At 76.2% G+C, this 25,631-nt stretch carries 22 protein-coding genes; 10 read left to right on the plus strand and 12 right to left on the minus strand.

Annotated elements, in window-relative coordinates:
* Positions 1 to 372 precede the first annotated feature (372 nt).
* Positions 373 to 915, plus strand: coding sequence for a hypothetical protein (locus K7854_RS28525; protein WP_226029432.1), 543 nt, complete (start codon positions 373 to 375; stop codon positions 913 to 915).
* Between the two features lie 65 nt (positions 916 to 980).
* Here the strand turns inward: K7854_RS28525 and lbuL are convergent, their stop codons facing one another.
* Complete coding sequence (lbuL, locus tag K7854_RS28530; RefSeq protein WP_226029433.1) at positions 981 to 2,603, minus strand: linear/branched/unsaturated fatty acid:CoA ligase LbuL; 1,623 nt, start codon at positions 2,601 to 2,603, stop codon at positions 981 to 983.
* Entirely contained in the window at positions 2,600 to 4,276 is a 1,677-nt protein-coding gene (gene ibuL, locus K7854_RS28535) for an isobutyrate:CoA ligase IbuL (RefSeq protein ID WP_226029434.1), read from the minus strand. The genes lbuL and ibuL overlap by 4 nt, the downstream gene beginning before the upstream one ends.
* A 133-nt stretch (positions 4,277 to 4,409) precedes the next feature.
* Between ibuL and K7854_RS28540 the strand changes: the two genes are divergently transcribed.
* Positions 4,410 to 5,240: a helix-turn-helix transcriptional regulator gene (locus K7854_RS28540; RefSeq protein WP_226029435.1), complete on the plus strand. Its 831-nt coding sequence runs from the start codon at positions 4,410 to 4,412 to the stop codon at positions 5,238 to 5,240.
* Between the two features lie 748 nt (positions 5,241 to 5,988).
* Entirely contained in the window at positions 5,989 to 8,820 is a 2,832-nt protein-coding gene (locus tag K7854_RS28545) for an AAA family ATPase (protein WP_226029436.1), read from the plus strand.
* A 372-nt stretch (positions 8,821 to 9,192) separates the two neighbouring features.
* On the opposite strand, the gene K7854_RS28550 is transcribed toward K7854_RS28545, so the two are convergent.
* From K7854_RS28550 to K7854_RS28570, 5 genes are all read right to left on the minus strand, one after another.
* On the minus strand, positions 9,193 to 10,299 hold the full coding sequence (locus tag K7854_RS28550; protein ID WP_226029437.1) for a winged helix DNA-binding domain-containing protein: 1,107 nt from the start codon (positions 10,297 to 10,299) through the stop codon (positions 9,193 to 9,195).
* A gap of 144 nt (positions 10,300 to 10,443) precedes the next feature.
* On the minus strand, positions 10,444 to 11,031 hold the full coding sequence (locus K7854_RS28555) for an Asp23/Gls24 family envelope stress response protein (RefSeq protein WP_226029438.1): 588 nt from the start codon (positions 11,029 to 11,031) through the stop codon (positions 10,444 to 10,446).
* Complete coding sequence (locus tag K7854_RS37715) at positions 11,028 to 12,131, minus strand: DUF6286 domain-containing Asp23/Gls24 family envelope stress response protein (protein WP_226029439.1); 1,104 nt, start codon at positions 12,129 to 12,131, stop codon at positions 11,028 to 11,030. Before K7854_RS37715 ends, K7854_RS28555 begins: the two co-directional genes overlap by 4 nt.
* The gene (locus K7854_RS28565) at positions 12,128 to 12,313 is read right to left on the minus strand and encodes a hypothetical protein (RefSeq protein WP_226029440.1); all 186 of its coding nucleotides are present in this window, start codon (positions 12,311 to 12,313) and stop codon (positions 12,128 to 12,130) included. Before K7854_RS28565 ends, K7854_RS37715 begins: the two co-directional genes overlap by 4 nt.
* Positions 12,314 to 12,389: 76 nt before the next feature.
* Positions 12,390 to 12,911, minus strand: a complete 522-nt coding sequence (locus tag K7854_RS28570; protein ID WP_226029441.1) for an Asp23/Gls24 family envelope stress response protein — start codon at positions 12,909 to 12,911, stop codon at positions 12,390 to 12,392.
* A 164-nt stretch (positions 12,912 to 13,075) separates the two neighbouring features.
* On the opposite strand from K7854_RS28570, the gene K7854_RS28575 reads away from it, so the two are divergent.
* The 3 genes from K7854_RS28575 to K7854_RS28585 are packed head-to-tail and all read left to right on the plus strand — an operon-like array spanning position 13,076 to position 14,630.
* Entirely contained in the window at positions 13,076 to 13,618 is a 543-nt protein-coding gene (locus tag K7854_RS28575; protein ID WP_226029442.1) for an RNA polymerase sigma factor, read from the plus strand.
* Positions 13,609 to 14,292, plus strand: a complete 684-nt coding sequence (locus tag K7854_RS28580; RefSeq protein ID WP_226029443.1) for an Asp23/Gls24 family envelope stress response protein — start codon at positions 13,609 to 13,611, stop codon at positions 14,290 to 14,292. Before K7854_RS28575 ends, K7854_RS28580 begins: the two co-directional genes overlap by 10 nt.
* Complete coding sequence (locus K7854_RS28585) at positions 14,289 to 14,630, plus strand: Asp23/Gls24 family envelope stress response protein (RefSeq protein WP_226029444.1); 342 nt, start codon at positions 14,289 to 14,291, stop codon at positions 14,628 to 14,630. The genes K7854_RS28580 and K7854_RS28585 overlap by 4 nt, the downstream gene beginning before the upstream one ends.
* 13 nt (positions 14,631 to 14,643) lie before the next feature.
* Here K7854_RS28585 and K7854_RS37720 read toward each other — a convergent pair whose 3' ends face one another.
* Positions 14,644 to 18,468 (minus strand): nSTAND1 domain-containing NTPase, encoded by a 3,825-nt coding sequence (locus K7854_RS37720; protein ID WP_226029445.1) that lies wholly within the window; start codon positions 18,466 to 18,468, stop codon positions 14,644 to 14,646.
* Between the two features lie 354 nt (positions 18,469 to 18,822).
* On the opposite strand from K7854_RS37720, the gene K7854_RS28595 reads away from it, so the two are divergent.
* The 4 genes from K7854_RS28595 to K7854_RS28610 all read left to right on the plus strand — a co-directional run bounded on the left by K7854_RS28595 (position 18,823) and on the right by K7854_RS28610 (position 22,267).
* A complete protein-coding gene (locus K7854_RS28595) occupies positions 18,823 to 19,206 on the plus strand; it encodes a hypothetical protein (RefSeq protein ID WP_226029446.1) in 384 nt (127 codons plus the stop codon).
* Positions 19,203 to 20,849 carry a hypothetical protein gene (locus K7854_RS28600; protein ID WP_226029447.1) on the plus strand — a complete coding sequence of 549 codons (1,647 nt, stop codon included), beginning with the start codon at positions 19,203 to 19,205 and terminating at the stop codon, positions 20,847 to 20,849. The genes K7854_RS28595 and K7854_RS28600 overlap by 4 nt, the downstream gene beginning before the upstream one ends.
* Positions 20,850 to 20,965: 116 nt before the next feature.
* The gene (locus K7854_RS28605; protein ID WP_226029448.1) at positions 20,966 to 21,901 is read left to right on the plus strand and encodes a polysaccharide pyruvyl transferase family protein; all 936 of its coding nucleotides are present in this window, start codon (positions 20,966 to 20,968) and stop codon (positions 21,899 to 21,901) included.
* Between the two features lie 57 nt (positions 21,902 to 21,958).
* Complete coding sequence (locus K7854_RS28610; RefSeq protein WP_226029449.1) at positions 21,959 to 22,267, plus strand: DUF3040 domain-containing protein; 309 nt, start codon at positions 21,959 to 21,961, stop codon at positions 22,265 to 22,267.
* 27 nt (positions 22,268 to 22,294) lie between these two features.
* On the opposite strand, the gene K7854_RS28615 is transcribed toward K7854_RS28610, so the two are convergent.
* The 4 genes from K7854_RS28615 to K7854_RS28630 all read right to left on the minus strand — a co-directional run.
* Positions 22,295 to 23,191 carry a glycosyltransferase family 2 protein gene (locus tag K7854_RS28615; protein ID WP_226029450.1) on the minus strand — a complete coding sequence of 299 codons (897 nt, stop codon included), beginning with the start codon at positions 23,189 to 23,191 and terminating at the stop codon, positions 22,295 to 22,297.
* Positions 23,188 to 24,123, minus strand: a complete 936-nt coding sequence (locus tag K7854_RS28620) for a glycosyltransferase family 2 protein (RefSeq protein WP_226029451.1) — start codon at positions 24,121 to 24,123, stop codon at positions 23,188 to 23,190. The genes K7854_RS28615 and K7854_RS28620 overlap by 4 nt, the downstream gene beginning before the upstream one ends.
* Complete coding sequence (locus K7854_RS28625; RefSeq protein ID WP_226029452.1) at positions 24,120 to 25,271, minus strand: glycosyltransferase family 9 protein; 1,152 nt, start codon at positions 25,269 to 25,271, stop codon at positions 24,120 to 24,122. Before K7854_RS28625 ends, K7854_RS28620 begins: the two co-directional genes overlap by 4 nt.
* Positions 25,268 to 25,631, minus strand: a 364-nt coding sequence (locus K7854_RS28630) for a nucleotidyl transferase family protein (RefSeq protein WP_505016452.1), incomplete at its 5' end; no start/stop codon positions are given. The genes K7854_RS28625 and K7854_RS28630, both read right to left, overlap by 4 nt.

Below are 25,631 nucleotides of genomic sequence, written 5' to 3' on the forward strand. Positions count from 1 at the left end.
TAGTTGACCAGAAGTTGATCGTCTTCGATCCGTGACAAGGATCACGATTAAACAGTCGACCGAGTCTGCATTCACGCTGGATGGTCCGTCCGCAATGAGTACTAACAGTGCGTCAGCTCCCAAAGTGGTCGACACTGCATCAACTGCCTTGCACCGTCCACCTGTTGACGTCGTGGCTGAATTTTGACGACCGTCGGCGGTGGACAAAGTTCAAACGCTGGGCTTCAATGGGCCCGCCAGTGGATCTTCGTAGGCAAGAAGGGCGGCCTGCACGTTGGGCATATCTCCGGACAGGACCGGCCCTCCCTCGTCGCCGCACGAAGACGAATTCAGAGTGGATAGCCGGGAAAACGGGCTGTCGGGGGAGTGGTGATGAGCACAACCAGTGTGAACGAGTCGCGTTCGAAGCGGAGAGCGCTCTTGCGGCGAACCCTGCCCGTCTGCGTGGCGGCCGGAGTCGCCTCGATCCTGGTCTTCGGCTCGGGGGGCTCACCGGACGCGGCGGCTCAGGCCACCGTGCCGGCCGCCGACGAGGCCCCGGGTTACGCGGTGGAGGACTTCAATTACCCGCAGGCCGACAAGATCCTGGCGGAGAAGGGTATCCGGCTCAAGCGGGGCGACGGCCACATCGTGCTGGCCGAGTGCAAGAGCGGAACCAATCAGCTCGAGGTCTGGTCCTACGAGTCGGTCGAAGCGATCTGCTTCAACGTTTCCGGCAACTCCGGATGGCTGACGATGGAGATTCCCTCCGTTTTCGGCATCCGGGGCAATGACTTCAACACCGAAGTCGATATGACCACCGAGGGCGAAGAGAAGACCTTCGACGTCGAAAAGAACCTCTGGACGGCCGTCGGACAGACCGCGGACGAAGAGGGGCGTGACTTCGCGCTGCTGGAGATCAGGACGTCCAAGTAGGGGCCGGGAATCAGCATCGCCGGCCCCTCCCCCGGCCGGTGCGCCTCGCCGCACCGGCCGGTGCTTCAGGCGCGGGTCCCGTACCGCTCCCGCAACTCCACCTTGCGCACCTTCCCCGAGACGGTCATCGGGAAGGAGTCGAGGAGCTGGAGGCGGCTGGGCACCTTGTAGTGGGCGAGCTGCCCCTCGCAGTAGGCGCGCAGTTCCTCCAGGGTGAGCGGGTCGGCGGCGTCGCGCGGGACCACGCAGGCCAGCACCTCCTCGCCGTAGCGCTCGTGCGGCACGCCGACGACCTGGACGTCCGCGATCTTCGGGTGGGCGTACAGGAACTCCTCGACCTCGCGCGGGTAGATGTTCTCGCCGCCCCGGATGATCATGTCCTTGATGCGGCCGACGATCTCCACGTACCCGTCCTCGCGCATCACCGCGAGGTCCCCGGTGTGCATCCAGCGCCCCGGGTCGATCGCCTCGGCGGTCTTCTCGGGCTCCTCCCAGTAGCCGAGCATCACGCTGTAGCCGCGGGTGCGCAGTTCGCCCGAGCCGCCGCGCGGCAGGGTCACGCCGGTGACCGGGTCGACGACCTTCACCTCGATGTGGGGCAGTACCCGGCCGACGGTGCCGGTGCGGTGTTCGAGGTCGTCGTCCATGCGGGTCTGCAGGGAGACCGGGGAGGTCTCGGTCATGCCGTAGCAGATGGAGACCTGCTCCATGTGCATCTCGGCGACCACCCGCTTCATGACCTCGACCGGGCAGGGCGAGCCCGCCATGATGCCGGTGCGCAGCGAGGTGAGGTCGTAGGTGGCGAAGCCGGGCAGGTTCAGCTCGGCGATGAACATCGTCGGGACGCCGTAAAGGGACGTGCACCGCTCGAGCTGCACCGCCTCCAGCGTCGCCGCGGGTTCGAAGGACGGGGCGGGGATGACGATGCAGGCGCCGTGGGAGGTGGCGCCGAGATTCCCCATCACCATGCCGAAGCAGTGGTAGAAGGGCACCGGCAGACAGACCCGGTCCTGCTCCGTGTAGCCGACCGTGCGGCCCACCCAGTAGCCGTTGTTGAGGATGTTGTGGTGGGAGAGGGTGGCACCCTTCGGGAAGCCCGTCGTGCCGGAGGTGTACTGGATGTTGACCGGGTCGTCGCAGCTCAGCTCGGCGGCGAGCGCGTCGGCCCGCTCCCGCGGCACCGCGGCGGCGGCCGCGGTGAGCGCGTCCCAGGACGGGTCGCCGATGTAGACGGTCTCGCGCAGCGCGGGGCACCGGCCGCGGACCTGGTCCACGATCGCCCGGTAGTCGCTGCTCTTGTGGGCCAGCGAGGCGACCAGCAGGGTGATGCCGGACTGCTGGAGCACGTACTCCAGCTCGTGCGCCCGGTAGGCCGGGTTGACGTTCACCATGATGACGCCGATGCGCGCGGTGGCGTACTGGACGAGGACCCACTCGGGGCAGTTGACCGCCCAGATGCCGACCCGGTCGCCCCTGGTGAGGCCCTTGGCGAGCAGTCCGCGCGCCACCTCGTCGACGGCGGCCCCGAACTCGGCGTAGGTCCAGCGGCGTCCGGAGGGGACGTCGACGAGGGCCTCGCGGTCCGGGTGGGCGGCGATCGCCCGGTCGAGGTTGGCGCCGATGGTGTCGCCGAGCAGCGGGGTGGTGCTGGTGCCGTGGGCGTAGGAGAGTCGCTGTGGCTCGGTCACCGGAAGTCCTCCTCGCGGTACTCGTCGGCGGAGCCGGCCGCCGTGGCCTCGCGCAGTTCGATGCGGCGGATCTTGCCGGAGACGGTCTTGGGCAGCTCGCCGAACTCCAGGCGGCGCACCCGCTTGTAGGGGGCGAGGGTCTGCCGGGAGTGCTCGAAGAGCACCTTCGCGGTGTCGGGGCCCGGCTCCCACCCGGCCGCGAGCACGATGTACGCCTTCGGTACCGCCAGGCGCAGTTCGTCCGGTGCGGGCACGACCGCGGCCTCGGCGACCGCCTCGTGCTCCAGCAGCGCGCTCTCCAGCTCGAAGGGGCTGATCTTGTAGTCGGAGGCCTTGAACACGTCGTCGGCCCGGCCCACGTAGGTGAGGTAGCCGTCGGCGTCGCGGGAGCCGATGTCGCCGGTGCGGTAGTAGCCGCCGGCCATCGCCTCGGCCGTGCGGTCGGGGTCGCCGTGGTAGCCGGTCATCAGGCCGACGGGGCGCGCGGACAGGTCCAGGGCGATCTCGCCCTCGGCGGCGCCGGGCGCGCCGGTCACCGGGTCGAGCAGCTCGACGCGGTAGCCGGGGCTGGGGCGGCCCATCGAGCCGGTCTTCAGCACCTGGCCGGGGCTGTTGGAGACCTGGACGGCGGTCTCGGTCTGGCCGAAGCCGTCCCTGATGGTCCTCCCCCACAGGCGGCGGACCTGCTCGATCACCTCGGGGTTGAGCGGCTCACCGGCGGCGACGACCTCGCGCGGCGGGGTGGCGAGCCGGGAGAGGTCGGCCTGGATGAGCATCCGCCACACGGTCGGCGGGGCGCAGAAGGTGGTCACCTGGGCCCGGTCCATCTCGGCCATCAGCCGGGTCGCGTCGAACCGGGTGTAGTTGTACAGGAAGACGGTCGCCTCGGCGTTCCACGGCGCGAACAGGTTCGACCAGGCGTGCTTGGCCCAGCCCGGCGAGGAGATGTTCAGGTGCACGTCCCCGGGCTTCAGCCCGATCCAGTACATGGTCGCCAGGTGCCCCACGGGGTAGGACACGTGGGTGTGCTCGACCAGCTTGGGGCGGGCGGTGGTGCCGGAGGTGAAGTACAGCATCAGCGGGTCGTCGGCGGCGGTCGGGCCGTTGGGGGCGAAGGCGTCGGAGGCCGTGTACACGTCCTCGTAGGCCCGCCAGCCGGGGGCCGGTGTGCCGCCGCCCACGGCGATGCGCGTGTAGTCGCCGGGCACCTCGTCGAACTTGCCGCAGTCCTCGGCCCGCACGATCACATGCCCCACCCGGCCGCGGTCGACCCGGTCGCGGAGGTCGGCGGGCCCCAGCAGAGTGGTCGCCGGGATGACGACCGCGCGCAGCTTCATCGCGGCCAGCGCGGTCTCCCACAGCTCCACCTGGTTGCCGAGCATCACGAGGATGCGGTCCTCGGGGCCGACGCCCCACTCGCGCAGGCGGTTCGCGACCCGGTTGGAGCGGGCGGACATCTCGGCGAAGGAGACCCGGACCTCGCGGCCGTCCTCCTCGACGATGTGCAGCGCCGTGCGGCCGTTGCCGTCGGCGATGACGTCGAACCAGTCCAGCGCCCAGTTGAAGGCGTCGGGGCGGGGCCACCGGAACCCCTCGTAGGCGGCGGTGTAGTCCTCGCGGTGTTCCAGCAGGAAGTCCCGTGCGCTGCGGAACAGCTCCGTGGCCGTCGTCATCTGTCCTCCTAGGTGCCGGACCTTGCCGGGCGGCTCCGTGCCATCGTCTAATCCGTGATGTGGGTCTCACTACCCCCGAACGGGGGTGTGCGTCCCAGGACCAGGACGGCGGTCGCGGAGGAGGGCGGGACGAGTGGCGGTGGACGCGGCGGACACGGCGCAGATCCGCAGCGCGCTGGTGCGGCTGCGGCGCACCACCGGGCTGCCCGTCGCCTTCGGCGGTCTGGTGGAGTCCGGACGGCGCCAGGTGCGCATCAGCGAGCTGAGCGGCACCGCCACGACGGCGCTCAGCGCGCTGGCGGTGACGGCCGGCAACGGGCTCGGCGGCCGGGCGGTGGCACTGTCGCGGCCGTGCGCGGTGACGGACTACTCCGTCTCCCGGCAGATCAGCCACGAGTACGACCTGCCGGTCGCCGCGGAGGGCCTGCGCTCGGTGCTGGCCGTGCCGGTGGTCGTACGGCGCCGGGTGCGCGGCGTGCTGTACGGCGCCCTGCGGACCGCCCAGCCGCTGGGCGACCGCACGCTGGGTGCGGCCGTGGCGGCGGCCCGGGACGCGGAGCAGGCGCTGGTGCTGCGGGAGGAGGCGGACGAGCTGCTGGCGGCGGCCGCGCCCGCGCCCGGTCCGGCGGGCGGCGCGGCCTGGGAGCAGGTGCGGGAGGCGCACGCGGCGCTGCGGGCGCTGGCGCCGAGGATCGCGGACCCGGCGCTGCGGGACGAGCTGCTGCGCGCGTGCGGTCTGCTGGCGGCGGGGGACGGCCCCGTCCCGGGGCCCCGGCTGGCGCCGCGCGAGGTGGACGTGCTGGCCTGCGTGGCCGGGGGCGCGACGAACGGGGAGGCGGCCGAGCGGCTCGGGGTGGGCACCGAGACCGTCAAGAGCTATCTGCGCTCGGCCATGCGCAAACTGGGCGCTCACACCCGCACGCAGGCCGTCGCGGCGGCCCGCCGCACCGGGTGGCTGCCGTAGGCGGTCCCGCCACACCGGGGTGACCGCCCCGCACAGCCCCACCGCACAGGTGGCGGCGCAGGCGGGTCACCGCACCGGGGGGCCGGCGCAGACGGCCCCACCCACCGGTGGCCGCCGCGGACAGCCCCACCGCACCGGGGTGGCCACCGCGGACAAGTCCCACCACACCAGGGTGACCGCCCCGCACAGCCCCACAGCACACGTGGCGGCGCAGGCGGGTCACCGCACCGGGTGGCCGGCGCAGACGGCCCCACCCACCGGTGGCCGCCGCGGACAGCCCCACCACACCAGGGCGACCGCCCCGGACAGCCCCACCGCACACGTGGCGGCGCAGGCGGGCCACCGCACCGGGTGGCCGACGCAGACGGCCCCACCCACCGGTGGCCGCCGCGGACAGCCCCACCGCACCGGAGTGGCCACCGCGGACAAGTCCCACCACACCAGGGTGACCGCCCCGCACAGCCCCACCGCACAGGTGGCGGCGCAGGCGGGTCACCGCACCGGGTGGCCGACGCAGACAGCCCCGCCCACCGGTGGCCGCCGCGGACAGCCCCGCCTCATAGGTGGCCGGGGCAGGCGGTCCCGTCGTATCGGTGGCCGGCGGGTGCGGGGCGGGTCGGGATTTCGGGGTGCGTTCGTTTTCCGCGGGCCGGGGTTTGTTGTTGGGGTCACCTCGCCGTGCCCCGTAAGGCAATGCGCCGTTGCCTAATATTGCCCCGGACACGACATACGGAGGGGAGCGGTCACCGTGCCACGGGACTTCGCGGACGCTGCCGGAATCCGCTCCGACCTGGTCATCGGGCGGGAGGAGTCGTTCGGCGCGGCGCGTGAGCAGCTCACCCGGGGCGGCAGTGTGCTGCTGCACGGTCCCGCGGGAATCGGAAAGTCGACGGTCCTGCGCACCCTGGCCGCGGAATACGCCCGCACGGCGCACACCGTGCTGCGCTGTTCGGCCACCGAGTCCGAATCCCACCTCCCCTTCCTCGCTCTGGCCGACCTGCTCGGCCAGGTCCTCGACGAGGTCTCCCCCGCGCTGCCCGCCGCCCAGCGCACCGCACTGGAGTCCGCGCTGACCGGCCGCGGCGAGTCCACCCTGCAGCGCGACGGCCTCGCGCTGCGCCTGGCCGTACTGTCCGCGCTGCGGGCCCTGGCCGCGGCGGGGCCGGTCCTCGTCGTCGCCGACGACCTCCAGTGGCTCGATCCGGCCAGCACGGAACTCCTCGGCTTCGCCGCCCGCCGCCTGGGCGACACCCCGGTCCGGCTGCTGTGCGCGGTGCGCACCGAGGGGCCCGAGACGGAGGACGCGGAGTACGACCGCCATCTGCGCGCCGCCCCGCCGGGGACCCGCGCGGTGCGCCTGGGGCCGCTGACCCGCGCCCAGGTGTCGGCGCTGCTGGAGGAACGCGGCTACTCGGGCCTGCACCGCTCCACGGTCCGCGACATCCACCGCACCAGCGGCGGCAATCCGCTGTTCGCCCTGGAGCTGGGCCGGGCCCTGGCCGAGAGCCCCGCGGCGCCCCGCCCGGGCGAGCCGCTGCCGGTGCCGACCTCGCTGCGCGCGCTGGTCCTGTCCCGCCTGGACATGCTGTCGGACGAGGCGCGCCGCACCCTCCTGGTGGCCAGCGCCGGCGCCCGCCCCACCCCCGCGCTGCTGCACGCGGCCGGCCGGGAGAACGCCGAGGCGGAGACCGCGCAGGCCGCGGCGCTCGGACTGCTGGCGCCCGACCCGGAGGGTCCGACCGTACGGTTCGCGCACCCGCTGATCTCGGCCGCGCTGTACGCCGAGGCCCCCGCACCGGAGCGGCGGGCCGCGCACGCGGCGCTGTCCACGGCCGCCTCCGACCCGATCGAGCGTGCCCGGCACCTGGCGCTGGCCACCACCGGCACCGATCCCCGGGTGGCGGCCCGGCTGGCTCAGGCCGCGGCGCTGGCCCGGGACCGCGGGGCACCGTCGGTGGCCGCCTCGCTGGGGCTGCTCGCCGCCCGGCACACCCCGGCGGACAGCGTCCCGGGCCCGGACGAACGCCGGCTTGCGGCCGCCGAGGACGCGATCACCGCGGGCGAGCCGGACCTGGCGCGGGACGTGGCCCGCGAGGTGCTGACCCGGGCCACCGCGCCCGGCGAGCGGGTGCGGGCCTGGATGGCGGTGATCGAGGCGGCCGGTCAGGCCATCGGCGAGGTCGACGCCGTCTTCCCGCAGGCGCTGGCCGACGCGGGCGACGATCCGCGGCTGCTCGCCCAGGTCCACTACCAGCTGGCCTGGCGCTCCCTGGTGGTGCAGGGCGACTTCGCCCAGGGCCGTCAGGAGGCCGCGCACGCGGCCCGGCTGGCGGAGCGGGCCGGGGACCGGCGCACCGAGCTGCTGGCGCTCGCCTTCCAGGCGCAGTCGGAGACGCTGATGGGCCACCCGGACGCCCCGGCGACCATCCAGCGGGCGCTTGCGGAGCCGCAGGACCCGCGGGTGGCCTGCCACCACAACGGGGCGGGCTCCTCCCGGTTCCGGTGGCTGGTGATGAGCGACCGGCTGGCCGAGGCGCGGGCCACCGTCACCGCGCTGCTGCGCGAGGTGCGCCGGCGCGGGATGGCCGAGAGCGAGGTCCACTATTTGCGGTTCCTCGCGGAGACCGAACTGCACTCCGGGCACTGCGGCCGGGCCCTGGAACTGTCCCGGGAGAGCCTGACCCTGGCCCGCGACGCGGGCATCGGGGAGGGCGCGGGCGCGATGCAGGCCGCGCTCGCCGAGGCCGCGGGCGGCGACCCCGGCCGGGCCCTGGAGCTGGCGCGGGAGGCGGTACGGCGGGCGGAGGGGGACGGCGACGCCGTGTACCTGTCGCGGGCGCTGGCCGCGCTCGGTCACGCGCACCTGGCGGCGGGCGACGCTGCGGCGGCCGTCCGGGTGCTGCGCCGGGTGCGGGAGCTGGAGGCCGGCGCGGGGATCACCGACCCGGCGCGCGGCCGGTGGCAGGGCGACCTCGCGGAGGCGCTGGTGCGCACCGGGGAGCCGGCCGAGGCCATGGACGTCATCGAGGTCGCCCGGGCGCACGCGCTGCGGCTGGGGCGGCAGAGCGTGCTCGCCGTCCTCGACCGCTCCGAGGCCCTGGTGCGGGCGGCGCGGGGCGAACACCGGGCGGCCGTGGCGCGGTTGACGGCGGCGCGGGAGCGGCTCGCCGGGCTGGGCTTCGGCCTGGAGGAGGCCCGGGCGGTCTTCGCGCTGGCCGAGCTGCACGCCGAACGGCCGGGCCGGGCCCCGGAGTCGGCGTCGTACGACGAGGCGGCGCGGCTGTTCCGGCGGTGCCGGGCGCTGCCCTGGCTGCGGCGGGTGGAGGCGGCCGTCGCGGCGCGGGCGGCCGGACCGCCCCCGGCGCCGGTCGCCGAGCCGGACGGTCTGGCGGGGCTGGCCGCGATGGAGCGTCAGGTGGCCGCGCTGGTGATGGAGGGCGCGACCAACCGGGAGATCGCCGCCCGGCTGTTCGTCAGCGTCAAGACCGTCGAGGCGACCCTGACCCGGGTCTACCGCAAACTGGGGATCCGGTCCCGGGTCGACATCGTCCGGCTGGCGGCGGGCCGGCGCCCCGACTGAGCACGGCCGGGCGGCGGGGGCCCGCCCGCAACCGTCGGGTTTACCGGCGGTAAACCGAGGGTTTTCCCTGCCCGGTGCCGTTAGGGGCTTCCCTCATTGGGTGGCCCGGACCACCGGTTCTAGCGTGAGCATGTGCCGCTCGCCCGGGCACACGGGGATCTGTCCCGAGACCCCCGTGCAACCCCCCACGCCCGTGCGACCCCCCACCGGCAACCACCTGAGGAGACTCATGTCCGGGCCCGCCCGCTCCAGACCGGCCGCCGTTTGACCCCCTGAGTACCCCTCAGGCGCAAGACCGGGGGGCGTTGCGGGCCTCCACGAGCGGCCCGCAACGCCCCCTCTCCATGCCTGCCGCCCCGGCGGGCTCGTGTGTCAGTCCCGTACGGTCCCGAAGCGGATGTCGTACCCCGTGCCGGCGTGCATCGTCGCGAGCATCCGGCCGCCCTCGGCCACGATCTCGTCCCGCCGCGCCTTCGGGGCGCGGTCGAAGAGTTCGACGACCAGGGCGTCCTCCTCCGGCTTCCACAGTCCGGCCACGAAGCCGTCGACGAGCAGGACGCGGTAGGACTGGTTCTTCTTCCAGGTGCGGCCCTTGTGCTCGGGCGGGACGACGCGGGCGCGGTCGGCGTGGGAGAGGAGCAGGTTGTCGAACTCGGGCAGGAAGCGCGGCGGGGCCGGGGTGTCCGGGTCGGGGCGGGGCGCGTCGGGAAGGTCGAAGAGTTCGGTGCCGCCCGGGCCCCGGAAGGTGACGAGGCGGGGATGGAGCCGTTCGAAGGCGTCCCGGAGCCGGGTCAGTCCGGCCCAGGTCTGCATGTCCTGCACCGAGGCGGGTCCGAACGCGGCCAGGTAGCGCAGCACGGTGTCGTCGGGTGCGGGCGCCGGACTCGCGGGGCGTCCGAACCAGTGCTCGGCGGTGGTGAGCGTGACCTGGCCGCTGCGGCCCCACAGTCCGCGCGGCGTCACCTGGACGAGCGGGAGCCGGCAGCGGGCGGCGACGGACAGGGCCTGCGGGTCCGCGTCGGGCCACTCGGCGCCCAGGGCCTCGCGCAACTGCCCCGGGGTACGCGGCTCGGCCTCGACCAGTTCCCGGGCGAGGCGGGCGAGCCGGTCCAGGTCGACGCCGGTCAGGCCCTTGCGGAACGCCCGCAACTCCCTTTCCCTGGCGGCCTGCACCAGGGGCCGCAGGGTGAGGCAGTCGTCGGCGGTGTGGGTGTGGATGGTCGAGCGCAGGGTGACGAGCCGGGCGACGCGGCGGTCCGCCATCGGGGCGGACAGGTCCTCGGGCGTGAAGCCGTCGAGGCGGGCGGCGAGCGCGTAGTACGGGGGCTTCACGTTCTGGGCCTGGAGCCCGACGAGGTGCGCGACGGCGGCCTCGGCGGACATCACCGCGCGGCGCAGCAGCAACTGGCGGGCCAGGGTGGCACGGTTGAGGGCCCGGATGCCGAGGACGGGGGCGGTCGTTCCTGCCTTGGTCGTCATGCCGTGCACGGTAGCGGGCATCGAGGACGGCCCCTGTCCGCGTTCCGCGCGCGGCGCCCCGGTTTCGGGTGCCGCGGCCGCTCGGTCGCCGCCCCGGCTCGGTTCCACCGCGGAACGGGCGCCGGGCACGTCTCGGGGACGCCGTCAGCGGGCACGCCGTTCGCGGGTGGACCGTACGCCCAGACGGAGGTGGGTGGTCAGCGGGTGCGGCGCGAGGGAGGCGCGGGCCTCGTCGAGCGGGCCGCTGGTGAGCCGGGCCAGGACCGGTCCGGGCTCGGTACCCGGTTCCAGCAGCACCCGTACGCGGGCCCGGGAGCGCTTCTTGCCGGCGCGCAGGTGCACTTGGGCGCGTTCGACGCCCTCGGTCGCCTCCGCGCGCCGGGCGACGGCGTCGGCCAGTGCCCGGGAACGCAGGGTGAGGGAGGGGCCGGCCAGCGGCAACCGGCGTCCACCGCCGCGGAACTGGGCGAGGAGCCAGGCGAGGCACAGCAGCAGCATGCAGGCCGCGCCCGCGACGACGGCCGGTATCCACCAGCCGTGCACGCGCAGGCCGACGAGGCCGTCGCGGTCGAGCAGGACCGTCCCCGCCTCCGGGTCCGGGGCGGGCCACCACCCGGGCAGTCGCCCGGCGACCCCGTCCGGGGTGAGGGCCAGCCATCCGCCGCCGGCCAGCAGGGCCGCCCCGGCCAGCGCGAGCAGCGTGCGGTTGACCGCGTTGCGCAAAGTGTTCACGAGTCGTCCTCCTCCAGCGCGGCCCCCTCGGCCGGACGCACCCCGGCTCCCGTCCCGCTCCCACCGAACGGCACGGGCCGGTCGGGCACCGGTTCTCCCGGCACGGGGGCCTGGGCCGACGCGGGCCGGGCGGCCGGTGGGGGCGTGTGCGTGGGGGGCCTGTCGGCTGGGTGCCAGTGTGGGGTGGGGCGGAGGGTGATGCGTGGCCTGAGGGGCCGGGACAGGCCCAGGGTGGCGAGGGCGGCCCCGGTCGTGGTGCCCAGTGCGGTCCGGGTCGCTTTGCGGTCGCCGAAGGAGAGCCGGGCCCGCACGCGTACGCGGCGCCGCCCGCAGCGCACCCGGACGTGGGTCACGCCGGGCACCGCCGACGCGGCGTCCCGCACCAGCTCCGCCGCGGCGGCGCGGTCCAGCACCGCCCGTTGGCCGTGCCGCCCCGGCACGGGTGACATGGGCAGCACGCCGCGCAGACCCGGGGTGAGCGCGAGGCAGAGGAGCCAGGCGCCCAGGGCCGCGGCGACGGCGCCGCCCGCGACGACGGCGGTGTCCCCGGGGCCGTGGGTCGCCGCCCAGCCGACCGCCTCGGTGCGCAGGCCCGCCGGACGCCGGCCGGCGAGGTGCACCGACAGGACGTCGTACAGGAGGGCCGCGCACGCTGCCGCCGCGGCCAGGGCCACCAGCGCGGCGGGGATCCGGCGCGCCGACCAGGGGCGCCGGGCCCGGCCGCGCGGCGGGCCGCCCTCCCGGGCCGGGGACGACCGCGGGGCCGTCCGGTCCGCGGCCAGGGACCGGACGCGGACGGTCGCCGCCCGCACCGTGAGCCCGCTCAGCTCGGCCACCCGGTCCGCCGTCCGGTCCCGCACCCGTTCCCCGGCTTCCGCGAGCACCGCCGGGTACGGGAGCCGCACGTCGACCGAGACGTCGGCGCGGTGTCCGCGCACCGTCGCGGTGCCATGGGTCACCCGGACGTGCCGTCCGGCGATGTCGGTCTCGGCGGCGGCCCGTTCCGCGATGCGCCGCACGGCGCGGTCGGCGACGACGGTCCTACCGCGTTCGGCCGGTGCCGTGCGGGCGGGTCCCCGGGCGGCCGGCCTGCCCGTCACCGGGTCCTCCGGTCTCCGGGCGCCAGGAACTCGCGCCAGTCCGTGCCGTTGTCCGCCAGGCGCCCCAGCACCGCGCCGACCGCGCCCAGCGCGGCCACCAGCAGGAAGGCACCGAAGCCGCCGAACCACCCGGCGAAGGCCAGCGCCATGCCCGCCAGCATGCCGATCACCGCTCTGCTCATCACGCACCTCCGCCTCGAAACCCGCTCCGCATCCCGTCGGTCACCCCGTCGGTCGTCCCGTCCGTCGTCCCCGCCGTCACTCCACGCGCGCCTCCGCCGGGCGCTCCGGGTCCTCGTCGTCCGGCAGGTGGACGTCGTTGACCGTGATGTTGACCTCGACGACCTCCAGGCCGGAGATCCGCTCGACCGCGTCGACGACGTTCTCCCGTACGTCCCGGGCGAGGTCGGCGATGGGCACGCCGTACTCGACGACGAGGTCCAGGTCGATCGCGGTCTGCCGCTCGCCGACCTCGACCTTGACGCCGCGGCCGACGTTCGGCCGCCCGCCGGGCACCCGGTCGCGGACCGCGCCGATGGTGCGGGACAGGCCGCCGCCCATGTCGTACACGCCGGGGATCTCGCGCGCCGCCATGCCCGCGATCTTGACCACCACGACGTCGGCGATGGAAGTGCGGCCCCGGGTCGCGGCAGGTTCGGCGGTGCCGGTGGAGCCGCCGCTCACGGTCGTGGCGCCGCCCTGCACGGTGCGCCCGTTCTTCTCCTTCTCGGGCCGCTGGGGCTTCGTCTCGATGCCGGCCGTCTGCGGTGCCGTCGTCATGGTGTCCTCCGTCAACCGTGGTCGTTGCCTGCTCTGGACGTTGGACCCGGACGGGCGTTGGGCGTTACGCCGACGCGGAGATTTCTTTTTTCCGTGTGCTCGCGTAACGCCGCGGGCAGTCGGTGTGTCCAAGGACGGGAACGGCGGAGCGGGAAGGAGCACGGGTGCCGGGGGACGACGGACTGCTCGCGGTGCGGGCCGCCGAGGGCGACGAGGACGCCTTCGAGGCGCTCGTGCGGCGGCACGCGCCCGGGCTGCTGCGGCTCGCGGCGAGCATGCTGGGCAGCCCCGCGGAGGCGGAGGACGCGGTGCAGGACGCGTTCGTCAGCGCGTGGCGCAGACTCCCCGAGTTCCGCGGGCAGTCGGCCTTCGCCACCTGGATGCACCGCATCGTCGTCAACCGGTGCCTGAACATGCTGCGGTCCCGGCGTCCCGTGACCGATCTCGACAGCGTGCCCGAACCGGCGGCGCCGGACCACTCCGTCTCCCCCGTCCGGGCCGCCGAGTCGCACGCCGCCGCGGTGGCGCTGGGCCGGTCGCTGTCCGAGCTGTCCCCGGAGCAGCGGGTGTGCTGGGTGCTCAGAGAGCTGGAGGGCCAGTCGTACGAGACGATCGCGGAGACGGTCGGGATCAGCGCCGAGGCTGCCCGCGGCCGGGTGTTCCGCGCACGACGCTGCCTGACGGAGGCGATGACCGCATGGCGATGAACAGCGGCGCGGAGCTGCCCGGGTCCGGCACCGGTCCCGGATCCGGCGGCGCGGACGTACCCGCCGAGGACGAACGGCTGGCCTGCGGGCGGATGCTGTCCGAGGTGTGGGAGGCCTGGGAGGACGGCGCGGACGATCCGGCCCGGGATCCGCACCTGCGTGCCTGTCCGCACTGCTCGGCGGCGGTACGGCAGCTGGACCTGCTCGGCGCGGCGGTGCGCGAGGCGGGCGGCGGCCGGGAGCCCGAGTGGGACGCGGGGGCGCTGACCGAGCGGGTGATGGACGTCGTACGGCTGGAGCTGCGGCCCGGCCGGCCGCTGCCGCTCGGGGAGCGCGAGGAGGACCTGTGGGTGCGGGAGGCGATGGCCGCCAAGGCGTTGCGGGCCGCCGCCGAGACCGTGCCGGGGGTGCGGGCCGGATCGTGCCGGATCCGGCCCGCCGAGTCGGGCGGCTCGCCGTCGCGGGGCCCCGTCCGGGTGCGTCTCGAGGTCGTCGTACCGCTCACGCCGCGCCTTCGCGACCTCGCGGAGGAGGTCAGGCGGCGGGTGCGCGGGGCGGCGGACGACGCCCTGGGGCTGCCCGTGGACCACGTGGACGTGCACATCACCGACGTGACCGACCCGGCCGGGGCGGACCCGGGCGGGGTCGGTGCGGAAGAAGGGAACCAGCCGTGACCACTGCCGCCACCGAGCGGGACGCACTCGCCGGCACCGTCGCGCGGGCCGCCGCCGACGTGCCCGGCGTCGCCTTCCTGCGGCCGGGCCTCGCGGACCTGTTCCGGCCCTCCGCCCGGACCGGACCGCCGCGGGCCGCCGCCGGGCGCGCACCCGCCGGCGTGCGGGTGAGCCGGGCCTCGGCGACGGGGCCGTGGGAGGTGGACGTCCAGATCGTCGTCCACCGCGACCGGCATGCCCTGACCGTCGCCCGGACGGTGCGCGACGCGGTCACCACCGCACTGTCCGCGACGGCACCCGGCGCCCAGGTGACGGTGACCGTGACCAACGCGGTGTGAGCGGCCGGCCCGGTCAGCAGGTGGGCCGGTAGGGCAGGCGGGGCAGGAGTTCCGCCCAGCGGGCGGGGGTGAGGTCGCCGCCGGTGCGGGCGCAGACCCGGCTCAGCGCCCGGTCCGTGTCCAGGGTCCAGATCCGGGCGGTCAGGTCGTTGCCCGCCGAGGCCAGGGTGTCGCCGCCGGGCGCGAAGGCGACCGAGGTGACGGTGTCCAGGTGGCCGGTGAGCGCGGTGCCGAAGGCGTCGGCGCGGGCGGGGTCGGACACGTCCCACAGCCGGACCGCGTGGTCCTCGCCGCCGCTGGCGAGGGTGCGGCCGTCCGGGGCGAAGGAGACCGAGGTGACGCCGCCGCGGTGGCCGGTCAGCTCACCGCCCAGGGGCCGGGCCCGGGCGGGGTCGGTGACGTCCCAGAGCCGGACCGTGCGGTCCCGGCCGCCGGTGGCGAGGACGTGCCCCTGCGGCGCGAAGGCGACCGCGTTGACCCAGTCCCCGTGGGCGGTCAGGGGCGTGCCCAGGGGGCGTGCGTCGTCGCGGTCGCGCACGTCCCACAGCCGGGCCGTCTTGTCCTGGCTGCCGGTGGCCAGGGTGTGCCCGTCCGGCGCGAACGCCACGGAGCCGACCCAGTCGGTGTGGCCGGTCAGGGGTGTGCCCACGGGGCGTACGTCGTCCGGGTCGCGCACGTCCCACAGGCGGACCCGCTCGTCGACCCCGCCGGTGGCGAGGGTGCGGCCGTCGGGAGCGAAGGCCACGGTGAGGACACCGCCGGGGTGGGCGTCCGGGACGGTGCCGGCGGGGCGGGGCCGGGCCGGGTCGGAGACGTCCCACAGCCGCAGGGTGCCGTCCTCGGCGCCGGAGGCGACGGTGCGGCCGTCCGGTGCGAAGGCCGCGGTCAGGACGGGGGCCCCGGATCCGGCGAGCGGGCGCGGCAGCGGGCGCGGAGGCCCGGACCGTCCGACGTCCCAGAGCCGGACCAGGGCGTCGTCGGTGCCCGCGGCGGCGAGCAGCCTGCCCGTGGGGTCGTAGGCCACGGCGCTGAGCGGGTTGGTGAAGCCGGTCAGGACGCTGTCCGGCAGGTGCCACACGCGGACGCTGTGGTCGGCGCCGGTGGTGGCGAGGGTCCGGCCGTCGGGGCCGTAGGCCAGGTCCCACAGGCCCTCGGTGTGCCCGGTCAGCGGTTCACCGATCCGGTGCGGGTAGGCGGGGTTGGCCACGTTCCACAGGATGACGGTGTCGTCCTGGGCGGCGCTGGCCAGCGTGTGTCCGTCCGGGCTGAACTCCACCGACCACACGGCGGCGGTGTGCGCGGTCAGCGGCTCGCCCAGCGGGCGCGGGCCGCCGGCGGCCCCGTCGGGGCCCGTGCCGTCCGTGTCCGGCACCTCCCACAGGCGCACCGTGTCGTCGTAACCGGCGCTGGCGAGGGTGTCGCCGTCCGGGGAGAAGGCCACCGACCAGACGGCCGCGTCGTGCGCGTGCCGGGGCTCGCCGAGCGGGACCGGCCCGTCGGCGCCGTCCGCGCGCCACAGCCGTACCGTCCCGGTGTGCCCGGCGGTGGCCAGGGTGCGGCCGTCCGGGGCGAAGGCGACGTCCCGGGCGCTGCGCGCGTCGGCGCGGGCCGGGTCGCCGACGGGTGCGGGCCGGGCCGGGTCGCCGAGGTCCCACAGGCGCAGGGTGCCGTCGTCGCCGACGGTGGCGAGGGTGCGGCCGTCGGGGGCGAAGGCGACGGAGGTGACGGACTTCCCCGCGTGGCTGACCAGGGGACGGCCCAGGGGCCGGGGCCGGGCGCGGTCCCGGGTGTCCCACAGCCGGATGCCGCCGCCGTGTCCGGCCGCCACCAGCACGGTGCCGTCCGGGGAGTACGCCACGGCGCCCACCGGATCGCCGGCGATCCGCAGCGGCTCGCCGAGCCGTCTGCCGGACCCGGCCGTGTCCCACAGCCGTACGGTGCCGTCGTGGCCGCCGCTGGCTAGGGTGCGGCCGTCCGGGGCGAAGGCCACGGCGCTGCCGATGTCGTCGTGTCCGGGCAGCCGGGTGGACAGCACCCGGCCCGCGTCCGTGGTGAGCGCGGTGCGCAGTTCGGGCGTGGTGCGCATGCCGAGCGCGGCGACGTCGAGGCGGGCGGAGAGGGCCGCGTTGGTCTCGCGCAGCCGGTCGGCCTCGGCGGTGATCCGGCCGAAGACGGCCTCGTCCCGCTCGGCCTGGGCGGTGGCCCGGGCCCTCAGCGCGACGACGGCGGTGCCCGAGGCGACCAGGACCAGCAGGGCGAGGACGGCCGACAGTCCCCGTCTGAGCCACACCGCGCGTCGCCGCCGGTGGAGCGAGGCGGCCAGGAACTCGCGCTCCACCGGGGTCAGTTCTCCCGGTGACGGTACCCCGCTCCGGCCGTCGTGGACGAAGGCCTCGCGGGCGGCGGCCAGTCGTGAGCCCGCGTAGAGCGCGGCGTTCTCCCGGCCGAGGGCCAGCCAGGTGCGGGCGGCCTCGGAGAGCGCGCGGTGGACGCGGAGCCGGTCGCGTTCGGCGTCGATCCAGCCGCGCAGCCGGGGCCACGCGGTGATGAGGGCCTCGTGGGCGAGTTCGACGGTGCCGTGGTCGAGGGTGAGCAGCCGGGCCGCGACCAGCCGGTCCAGCACGGCGCGGGTGTCCTCGGGGTCGCCGAGGTCGAGTTCGGCGTGTTCGGCGGGGCGCCGGGTGTCGGGGGTGCCGTCGCCCGGGGCGACGAGCCGCAGCAGGATCCGGCGGGCGAGGTCGGCCTGGTCCCCGGTGAGGTCGCCGTACACCTCCTCGGCGGTGCGGACGACGGCGCCGCGCAGTCCGCCGGCCGCCTCGTAGCCGGCCACGGTCAGGGTCCGGCCGGTGCGGTGCCGCCAGGTCTCCAGCAGCGCGTGCGACATCAGCGGCAGTCCGCCCGGCGCGTCCTCGACCTCGTCGAGCAGCCGGGTGGTCAGGGCGCGTTCGACGACCAGCGAGGCCGCGGCGGCCGGCCGGACGACGGCCTCCCGCAACTCCTCCCGGCTCATCGGGCCGGCCAGCAGGGTGGCGTCCTGCAACGCGGCGGTGAGGCCGGGGTGTTCGGCGCACCGTCCGAGGAAGTCGGCGCGTACCGCGACCACCACGCGCAGCCGGCTGCCGGGGTCGGCGGCGGCCAGCAGCCGGGCGACGAAGGCGGCGCGCTCGGCCGGGTCGGCGCAGAGGGTGTACAGCTCCTCGAACTGGTCGACGATGAGCCAGGTGTCGGCGTCCGTGTCCGGCACGGGGTCGAGCCGGCCGGCGTGGGTGGTCTCCGGCGTCGCGCCGGGGGTGAGGACGCGTACGGCCGCGGGGGCGGCGGGGGCGTCGGCGCCGGTTGCCGGCGTGCGCAGGCGGGGGATCAGACCGGCCCGCAGCAGGGAGGACTTGCCGCTGCCCGAGGGTCCGAAGACGGCGGTGAAGCGGTGCCGGCGGGTCAGCCGGTCCAGCCGGTCGACCAGCCGGCCGCGGCCGAAGAACAGGGCGGCGTCGTCCGGTTCGTAGCGGGTCAGGCCCCGGTAGGGCGGGCGCGCCTCCTCGTCGGCGGCGGCGAGCGCGGCGGCCTCGGCGCTCGCCGCCCGCCAGCGCCGCTCCCACTCCTGCGGGTCGCCGCCGCAGACGTCGACGTAGGCGAGGGTCACCGCCAGGGTGGGCAGTTGCCGTCCGGCGGCCGCCTGCGACAGGGCGGTCACCGAGAACGGCACCTTGTCGGCCATCGTCCGGTACGTCGGCCGTCCCACCGAGTCGCGCAGGGCGCGCAGTTCGGCGGCGAACCGCTGCACCGGTCCGGCCGCGGGATCGAGCCGTCGTTCCCGGCGCCCCACTCCGTTTCCGCCCACGTGTGCCCCGCCCCGCCGTCGTCGCTCTCGGTCCCCGTCCGGGCGCCCACGGTAGGGAGGCGTGGGAGCGGGCGGCAAGCGCCGGGCTGCTCGTCGGGGGGTGGCGCACGGGGAGTTCACGGTGTCTTCACGCGGGGTCCGCAGGCGTCCGGACCGCCGCGCGGGGTGCGCCGCATTGTTCAGTGCCGGGTGCGGGCTGCTGAACAACGGTGTTCCGCGGTGGAATCGGTGGCCGGGGGAGTGCGGGGCGGCACGGCCGCCGGGTCCGGCACGGCCGCGCCACCCCGCACCGGGTCCCCCGTCGGGGACGACACCCGCCCGTGCCGGAAGAAGGACCGTGAAGGAAGTGATCCGATGACCACCGAGGCGACCCGTCGGCCGCGGAGCGTCACGCTGGCGGTGGTGCTGGTGATGCTCGGAAACCTGGTCGCGGCGACCACGGCGACCGGCCCGCAGCAGGCGGCGGCCCTGGTGCTCCTGCTGCTGGCGGCCAGCTTCTGGTGCGCGGTCCGGGCGGGCCGCGGCCGGCGCGGCGCCCGGACCGCGGTGAGCGCGCTGACCGCGGTGATCCTCGTCGTCGCCGCGCCGTTCGCCCTCGACGATGCGCTGTACGGCGGCACCACGCTGCTGCTCGCCGCGGTGCTCGCGGTCCCGGGCCTGGTCCTGCTGTACCGGCCGGCCGCCGAGGCGTACGTGCGGGTGCGCAGCGGGGAGAGCGACGAGGAGTTCGCGGGATGACCGAGCCGCCGCACGGAGCACCGGACCGGCCCAAGGCCGGGCACCCGGGGCCAGGCCCGGACGGGGCCAGGTACCCGGGGCCCGACCCCGACGAGGCCGGACACCCGCAGCCCGACCCCGACGAGGCCAGGTACTCGCAGCCCAACGCCGACAAGGCCGGGCACCCGGGGCCCGACCCTGACGAGGCCGGACACCCGCAGCCCGACCCCGACAAGGCCAGGTACCCGCAGCCCGACCCCGGCGAGGTCTGGGGTCCCGGGCCGGAGTACGGGCGGGTGGCGTCCCGGGAGCCGGGTGTTGCCGATCCGCTCGCCGTGGCCGTCGGCAACGCCTCGCTGCTCGGGGTGGGTTACCTGGTGCTGGGGCGCCGGGCGCTGTTCTGGGCCGCCGCGGTGGTCACGGTGTCGCTGCTGTGGCTGACGTACACGAGGGCGGAGACGTGGTGCGAGCTGCTCGTGGTGCTGTGGTGGGCGGCGGCCGTCGGGCACGGCTGGTGGCTCGCGCGCCGGCGGCAGGCGGCCGGGCCCCGGCGGCGGCAGCGGCTGCTCGCGCTCACCCTCACCGTGCCGGTCCTCGCGGCCGCCGGGTGGGTGCGGTCCGACGCCCAGGGGATCGCGGACGACGTCGCCGAGGCACGGGCGGACGGGGACTGCGGGGCCGCGGTGGCCGCTCAGGACGGGGTGGCGTTCCGGCACCGGCTGGTCGCCGCGCCCGCGGCGGCCCGGGGCGACGCGGTGGTCGACGCGTGCGAGCGGCTGGACACGGCCGGGGGCTATCTCAGCGCCGGGCTGACCGGTGACCTGGACTCGCTGGAGACCGGCTTCCGGCGGCTCGGCGCGGTGCTCGGCGAGTCCGGCAACGAGCGGACCGTGCGGGCCGCGCTGGACCGCTTCCTCGGCCGGCTGCCCACCGACGACGGCTGTCTGACCGTCAGCATCGCGGACTGGCTGCGGGAGCACGCGCCCGGGCCCCGCGGCCTGACCGGGCCCGCCTCCGCCACCGCGGCCCGGACGGCCCCCCAGGCGCTGATGGACTGCGCCGACGGTTTCATGTTCACCGAGGACTGGGCCGACGCGCGCGAGCGCTACCAGCGACTGCTGGACGAGTACCCGGACGACACCCACGCGGACGCCGCCCGCAAGGGGGTCAGGAAGGCCGGGCTGGCGATCGAGCTGGACCGGATCAGCGAGCTGATCACCGCGGCGGACTCCATGGGCTCCGGCTATTGCCGGAAACCGGCGAAGTACTCCCAGGCCCCCGCCTATCGCAAGGGCCGGACCAGTGCCGTGTTCGTCGGCGACACCGAGTACACGGACAAGCTGCCCGAGGAGTGGCGGACCGACACGGCGCACGCCTCCCTGGTGGTGTGCACCGGTGAGGCGGAGGCCGGGGACGTGGTGGAGACCTGCCAGTACCGGGACCACAACGGCCGCATCGGCAGTGTGCGCTTCAACAAGCTGGCGGTCCGGGTCAAGGGCTACGCGCTGCGGACCGGGAAGCTGGTCGTCGACCGCACGGTGCAGCTGGGCGGCGAGAGCTGCCCCGGCGTCCTGCGGTACTTCGGCGCGCTGCCGTCGCGGATGGCCGTCACGCCCTCGAACGGGGACGTGCGCGAGGCCTTCGGGCCGGTGGTCGGGCGCTGACCGGCCCCGCCCGGCCGCCGTCGCGGGGTCGCCGTGGCGGGGCCGGTCGCCGCGGGGGTTGCCGGGCCGCCGGCGGGGCACCCGGGGGCACTGTGCACCGACGGGACGCAATCCTGGTGACCGGCTGGTTCAGCTTCCTGCACGGGGAGGCGACGGCCGGGGACGTGCTGGCGCTGGCGCGGGTGGAGCGGGTGCTGCGGGACGCGGGGCTGGCGTACGACGTCGTGTGGAGCCCCGGGTTCCGCGCCGACGGCACGCACTTCGACGACGTGGACCCGGCGGCGTACTCGCGGCTGGTGTTCGTGTGCGGGCCGGTGCACGGGCCGCAGGTGGAGGAGTTGCACCGGCGGTTCGCGCACTGTGTGCGGATCGCGGTCGGGGTCTCCGTGGTCGACCCGGACTCCCCCGCCGTCACCGGCTTCGACCGGGTGCTGGCCCGGGACGGCGCCGGGACCGGTCCGGGCGTGGACCTCGCGGCCCGCGCTCCGGCGCTCGGCGAGGTGCCCGTCGTCGGGGTGGTGCTCACCCACGGGCAGCAGGAGTACGGCGGCCGACGGCGGCACGCGGAGGTCGCCGCCGTGCTGACCCGGTGGCTGGCCGGACGGGACTGTGCCCGGCTGGAGCTGGAGACCCGGCTCGACGCGCACGACTGGCGGCTGTGCGGCACCCCGGCCCAGCTGGAGGCCGTACTGGCCCGCCTCGACCTGGTCGTCACCGACCGGCTGCACGGGCTGGTGCTGGCGCTGCGCGCCGGTGTCCCGGTGCTGGCGGTGGATCCGGTCGAGGGCGGGGCGAAGGTGTCGGCGCAGGCCCGCGCCTGCGGCTGGCCGGCGCTGGTGGCCGCGGAACGGCTGGCCGGGGCGTCGGCCGACCGGGTGCTGGAGCGCTGGTGGCACTGGTGCCTGACCGACGGGCGGGCGGTGGCGGCGCGGATCGGCGCGGGGTTCCGGGCGGCCGATCCGGTCCCGGACCCGGCGGACGGCCTGGTGGCCGAGTTGCGGGCCGCATCGGGCGGCGGCGACGGGGCGGGGCCGGCGCCGCCGGACGATTAGCCGCGGGGCGGGACGGGCACTCGGCGGGGGTCGGTCCGCCCCCCGGGAGGAGACATCGTGTCCATCGGCCGGCTCCCCGATCACGAACAACGCATACTCGACGAGGTCGAACGGGCGCTGCGCCGCGACCGCCGCCTCGAGAGGCGGCTGCGCACGCTGCGGCTGCGCCGCCTGCCCGATCCCGCCCGCCTGGCGGCGTACCGGCCGCGGGCCATGACCGTGTTCCTGCTGCTCGCCGTGTCGGTGACGCTGATGGTCGCCGGCATCGTCACCTCCGCGCCCGGCGTGATCTGGGCCTTCGCGGGCGTGTGGCCCCTGACCCTGTTCGCGGTGTTCCGGCTGCTGTGCCGGTGGACGGAGGGTTAGCCGCCCCCTTCCCTGGTTCCGCTGGTGTCAGCCGGTGTAGCTGCGGGCCGTCGAGTCGCGCTGGGCGGGTTCCAGGGAGCGCAGTCGCGCCTCGACCTCCGGCGGCAGCACCCGGCGTTCGCGCAGCACCCACGGCAGGGCGGCGGTCGCCTCGGCGAAAGCGCGCAGGGACGCCGTGTCGCGGGGGACGGTGCGGGCCAGGTGGACGGTGCGGCGCAGGGCGGGGCCGACCGGACGGCGCAGCCAGGTGAACCAGAGGGTGTTGCGGATGCCCTGCGCCCGGCGCACGGTCGAGTCGCGCACGGCGGAGGGCTGGTGATGGATCGCCAGGTGGTCGGCGTACGTCAGCCACCAGCCGTTCGCGGCGAGGTCGGCGGCGAGCAGCTCCTCCTCGCCGCCCAGCCACAGCCGGGGGTGGAAGCCGCCCGCGGCCCGGAAGGCGTCGGTGCGCAGGACGGTCGCGGCGGCCAGGAAGGAGCCCAGCGCCGGTCCGGGGAGCCAGTCGGGGCGGGGCACGGGCGAGTCGCGCAGCTCCGCGACGATCGGGTCCTCGGTGCCGTCCGGTTCGACCAGGATGCGGGCGGTGACCGAGCCGACCGCCGGGTACCGGTCGAGCAGGTCCGCGGCCCCGGCCAGGGAGCCTGGCGCCCACCAGGAGTCGTCGTCGCAGAAGGCCACGTAGGGCGTGGTGACCTGGCGGACGGCCAGGTTGCGGCCGACGGCGCCCAGGTTGCGGCCGGGCCGCAGGAGCCGTACGCCGGGGTGGTGGCGGGCGACGGCGGTGGCGGTGCCGTCGGTGGAGCCGTTGTCGGTGACGATCACCGCGGGTGCTTCGGGGAGTTCGGCGAGCCGGTCCAGGGTGCGCAGGAGTTCGGGGCACCGGTTGTGGGTGATGACGACGACGGTGGTCCGGGGGTCCGTCATGAGGCCGCTCCCTCGCCTTCGTCGAGGAGGCGGGCGGCCCGTTCCACGTGCGGGGGCAGCGGCCTGCGGGCGCGCAGCGCGGCGGGCAGGCGGGTGAGCGTCTCGCGCAGCGCGTGCCGGGCGTGCGGGTCGCGGCGGGCGTCGGCGGCGAGGGCGCGGGTGCGGGCCAGGGCGTGCGGGAGCGGGCGGCGCAGCCAGGCGGTGAGGAGTTCGTTGCGGCGTACGACGGCCGGGCGGCCGGTGCGCGGGCGGGGGTCCGGGTGGTGGTGGGCGACCACGTCGGGGCAGTGCGTGACGCCCCAGCCGCGGGCCGCCAGGTCGTAGGCGAGCAGGGTCTCCTCGGCGCCGAAGAACAGCAGCGGGTGGTAGCCGCCCGCGTCGAGGTAGGCGGTGCGGCGGGCGACGGCGGCGCAGCCGAGGAAGCCGAGCACCTGGGTGCCGGGCAGGTCGGTGGCGGTGCCGAGCGGGGAGTCGGCGAGCAGGTCGTTGAGGGGGTCCGCGGCGTCGGCGGGGCCGACGAGGGTGCGGGCGGAGAGCAGGCCGAGCCGGGGGTGCCGGTCGAAGTGCCGGGCGGCGTTGCGCAGGGCGCCGGGCGCCCACCAGGAGTCGTCGTCGCTGAACGCGACGTAGGGGGTGTCCAGGGCGCGGACCCCGTGGGTGCGGGCGAGGGCGCCGCGGTTGACGGGCAGGGCGAGGACGCGGACCTGGGGGAAGTTGCGGGCCAGCATGGCGCGGGTGCCGTCGGTGGAGGCGTTGTCGACGACCAGGACCTCGGGGCGCTCGGGCAGGGCGAGCAGGTTCCGCACGGTGACGGCGAGGCTCGCGCGGCGGTTCCGGGTGGCGATGACGATGCCGACGGGGGCGGGCTCCGTGGGGTGGGGGCGGGCCCGTTCGCGGGTGGCCGTCGGACCGTGGTGCGCGGGGTGGTTCATGGTGCCTCTTCCGGGGCGTCGAGGGCGTCGAGTGCTCCGAGTACGGCGTCGGGGGTGATCCGCAGCAGCGCGGGGTCGGTGCGGCGGCCGTGCGGGTCGCCGTCCGGGCCGGGGTGCCACAGGGCGCGGTGGCGGGGATGGGGCGGCGGACCCCAGCGGCTGGGCGGGACCGGGCCGAAGAGGGTCACGGAGGGCGTGGCGTGGGCGACGGCGAGGTGGGCGATGCCGGTGTCGCCGCTGACCACGGCGCGGGCGCCGGCGACCAGGGCGGAGAGCCGGTCGTAGGGCAGGCCGCCGCCGAACACGTCCGTGTCGGGCAGGTCGGCGAGCTTGGCCAGCCGGGCCACCAGGTCCGCCTCGTCCGCTCCCCCGGTGACGACGGTCCGGCGGCCACGGGCGCGCAGCCCCTCGGCGACGGCCGCGTACCGTTCCACGGGCCAGCAGCGGGAGGGTGCACCGGCGCCGGGGTGCAGCACGACGGCGCCGGGGGCCGGGGACGGCGCCTGCGGGTGCGGCAGCCGCAGGTCGGCGGGGTCGGCGTCGATGCCGTAGGCACGCAGCAGCCGGCACCAGCGCTCGCGCTCGTGCTCCTCGGCGTACCAGGGCGGGCCGTCCACCTCGGGCGTCCCGGGGTGCGCGAACGCCAGCAGTCTGCGCGGGCGCAGCCGGGTCAGCAGGCGGTGGCTGGGTGGCCCGTTGCCGTGCAGGTCGACGGCGACGTCGGGGGGCGGCCCGGTCCAGTCGAGGGTGCGCGGGACGGCCCGGCCGGGTTCGGCCGCGGGCAGCAGCCGGTCGACGGCGCCGGTGGCGGCGGCCACGGGGGCCAGTTCGGCGGGGGCGGCCAGCACCAGCTCGTGCCCGGGGTACGCCCGCCGCAGCGCCCGCAGGGCGGGCACCCCGGCCAGCAGGTCCCCGAGCCCCAGGGCGCGCAGCACCAGCACCCGGGGGATGCCACTGCCGTCGCCGCCGACCGGGTGCGGTCCGCCCCGCACCGCCCCGGCGGCCGGCGGGTGGACGGGATCCCCGGTCACCGGCCCACCGGCCGACCCGGGGATCCCGGATCCGCCGGGGGCCGCGGGCGGTGGGGTGCCCGGCGCGGCGCCGGCGAGGGGGTGGGTGCGGGGGCGGTCCGGGGGTCCGGGGCTCATCGGGGGGCCTCCGCCGCGCGGGCCAGCAGGGCGGTGGAGGAGCGGCCGTCGAGGTAGGGCAGGAGGACCGCCTGGCCGCCCCACTCCTGGAGGAGCGCGGCCTCGGGGAGGTCGGCGCCGGCGTAGTCGCCGCCCTTGACCCAGACGTCGGGGCGCAGGTCGCCCAGGAGGCGTTCGGGGGTGTCCTCGTCGAAGACGGCGACCGCGTCGACGCAGGCGAGGGCGCGCAGCACGCGGACCCGGTCGGCGAGGGGGTTGACGGGGCGTCCGCCGCCCTTGCGGCGCCGGACGGAGGCGTCGGAGTTGACGCAGACGACCAGGCAGTCGCCGAGCCGCCGGGCGGCCTGGAGGAGGCCGACG

Origin of the sequence: Streptomyces hyderabadensis, from assembly GCF_020404845.1 — a bacterium.
In the GTDB taxonomy this organism is placed as follows: domain Bacteria; phylum Actinomycetota; class Actinomycetes; order Streptomycetales; family Streptomycetaceae; genus Streptomyces; species Streptomyces hyderabadensis.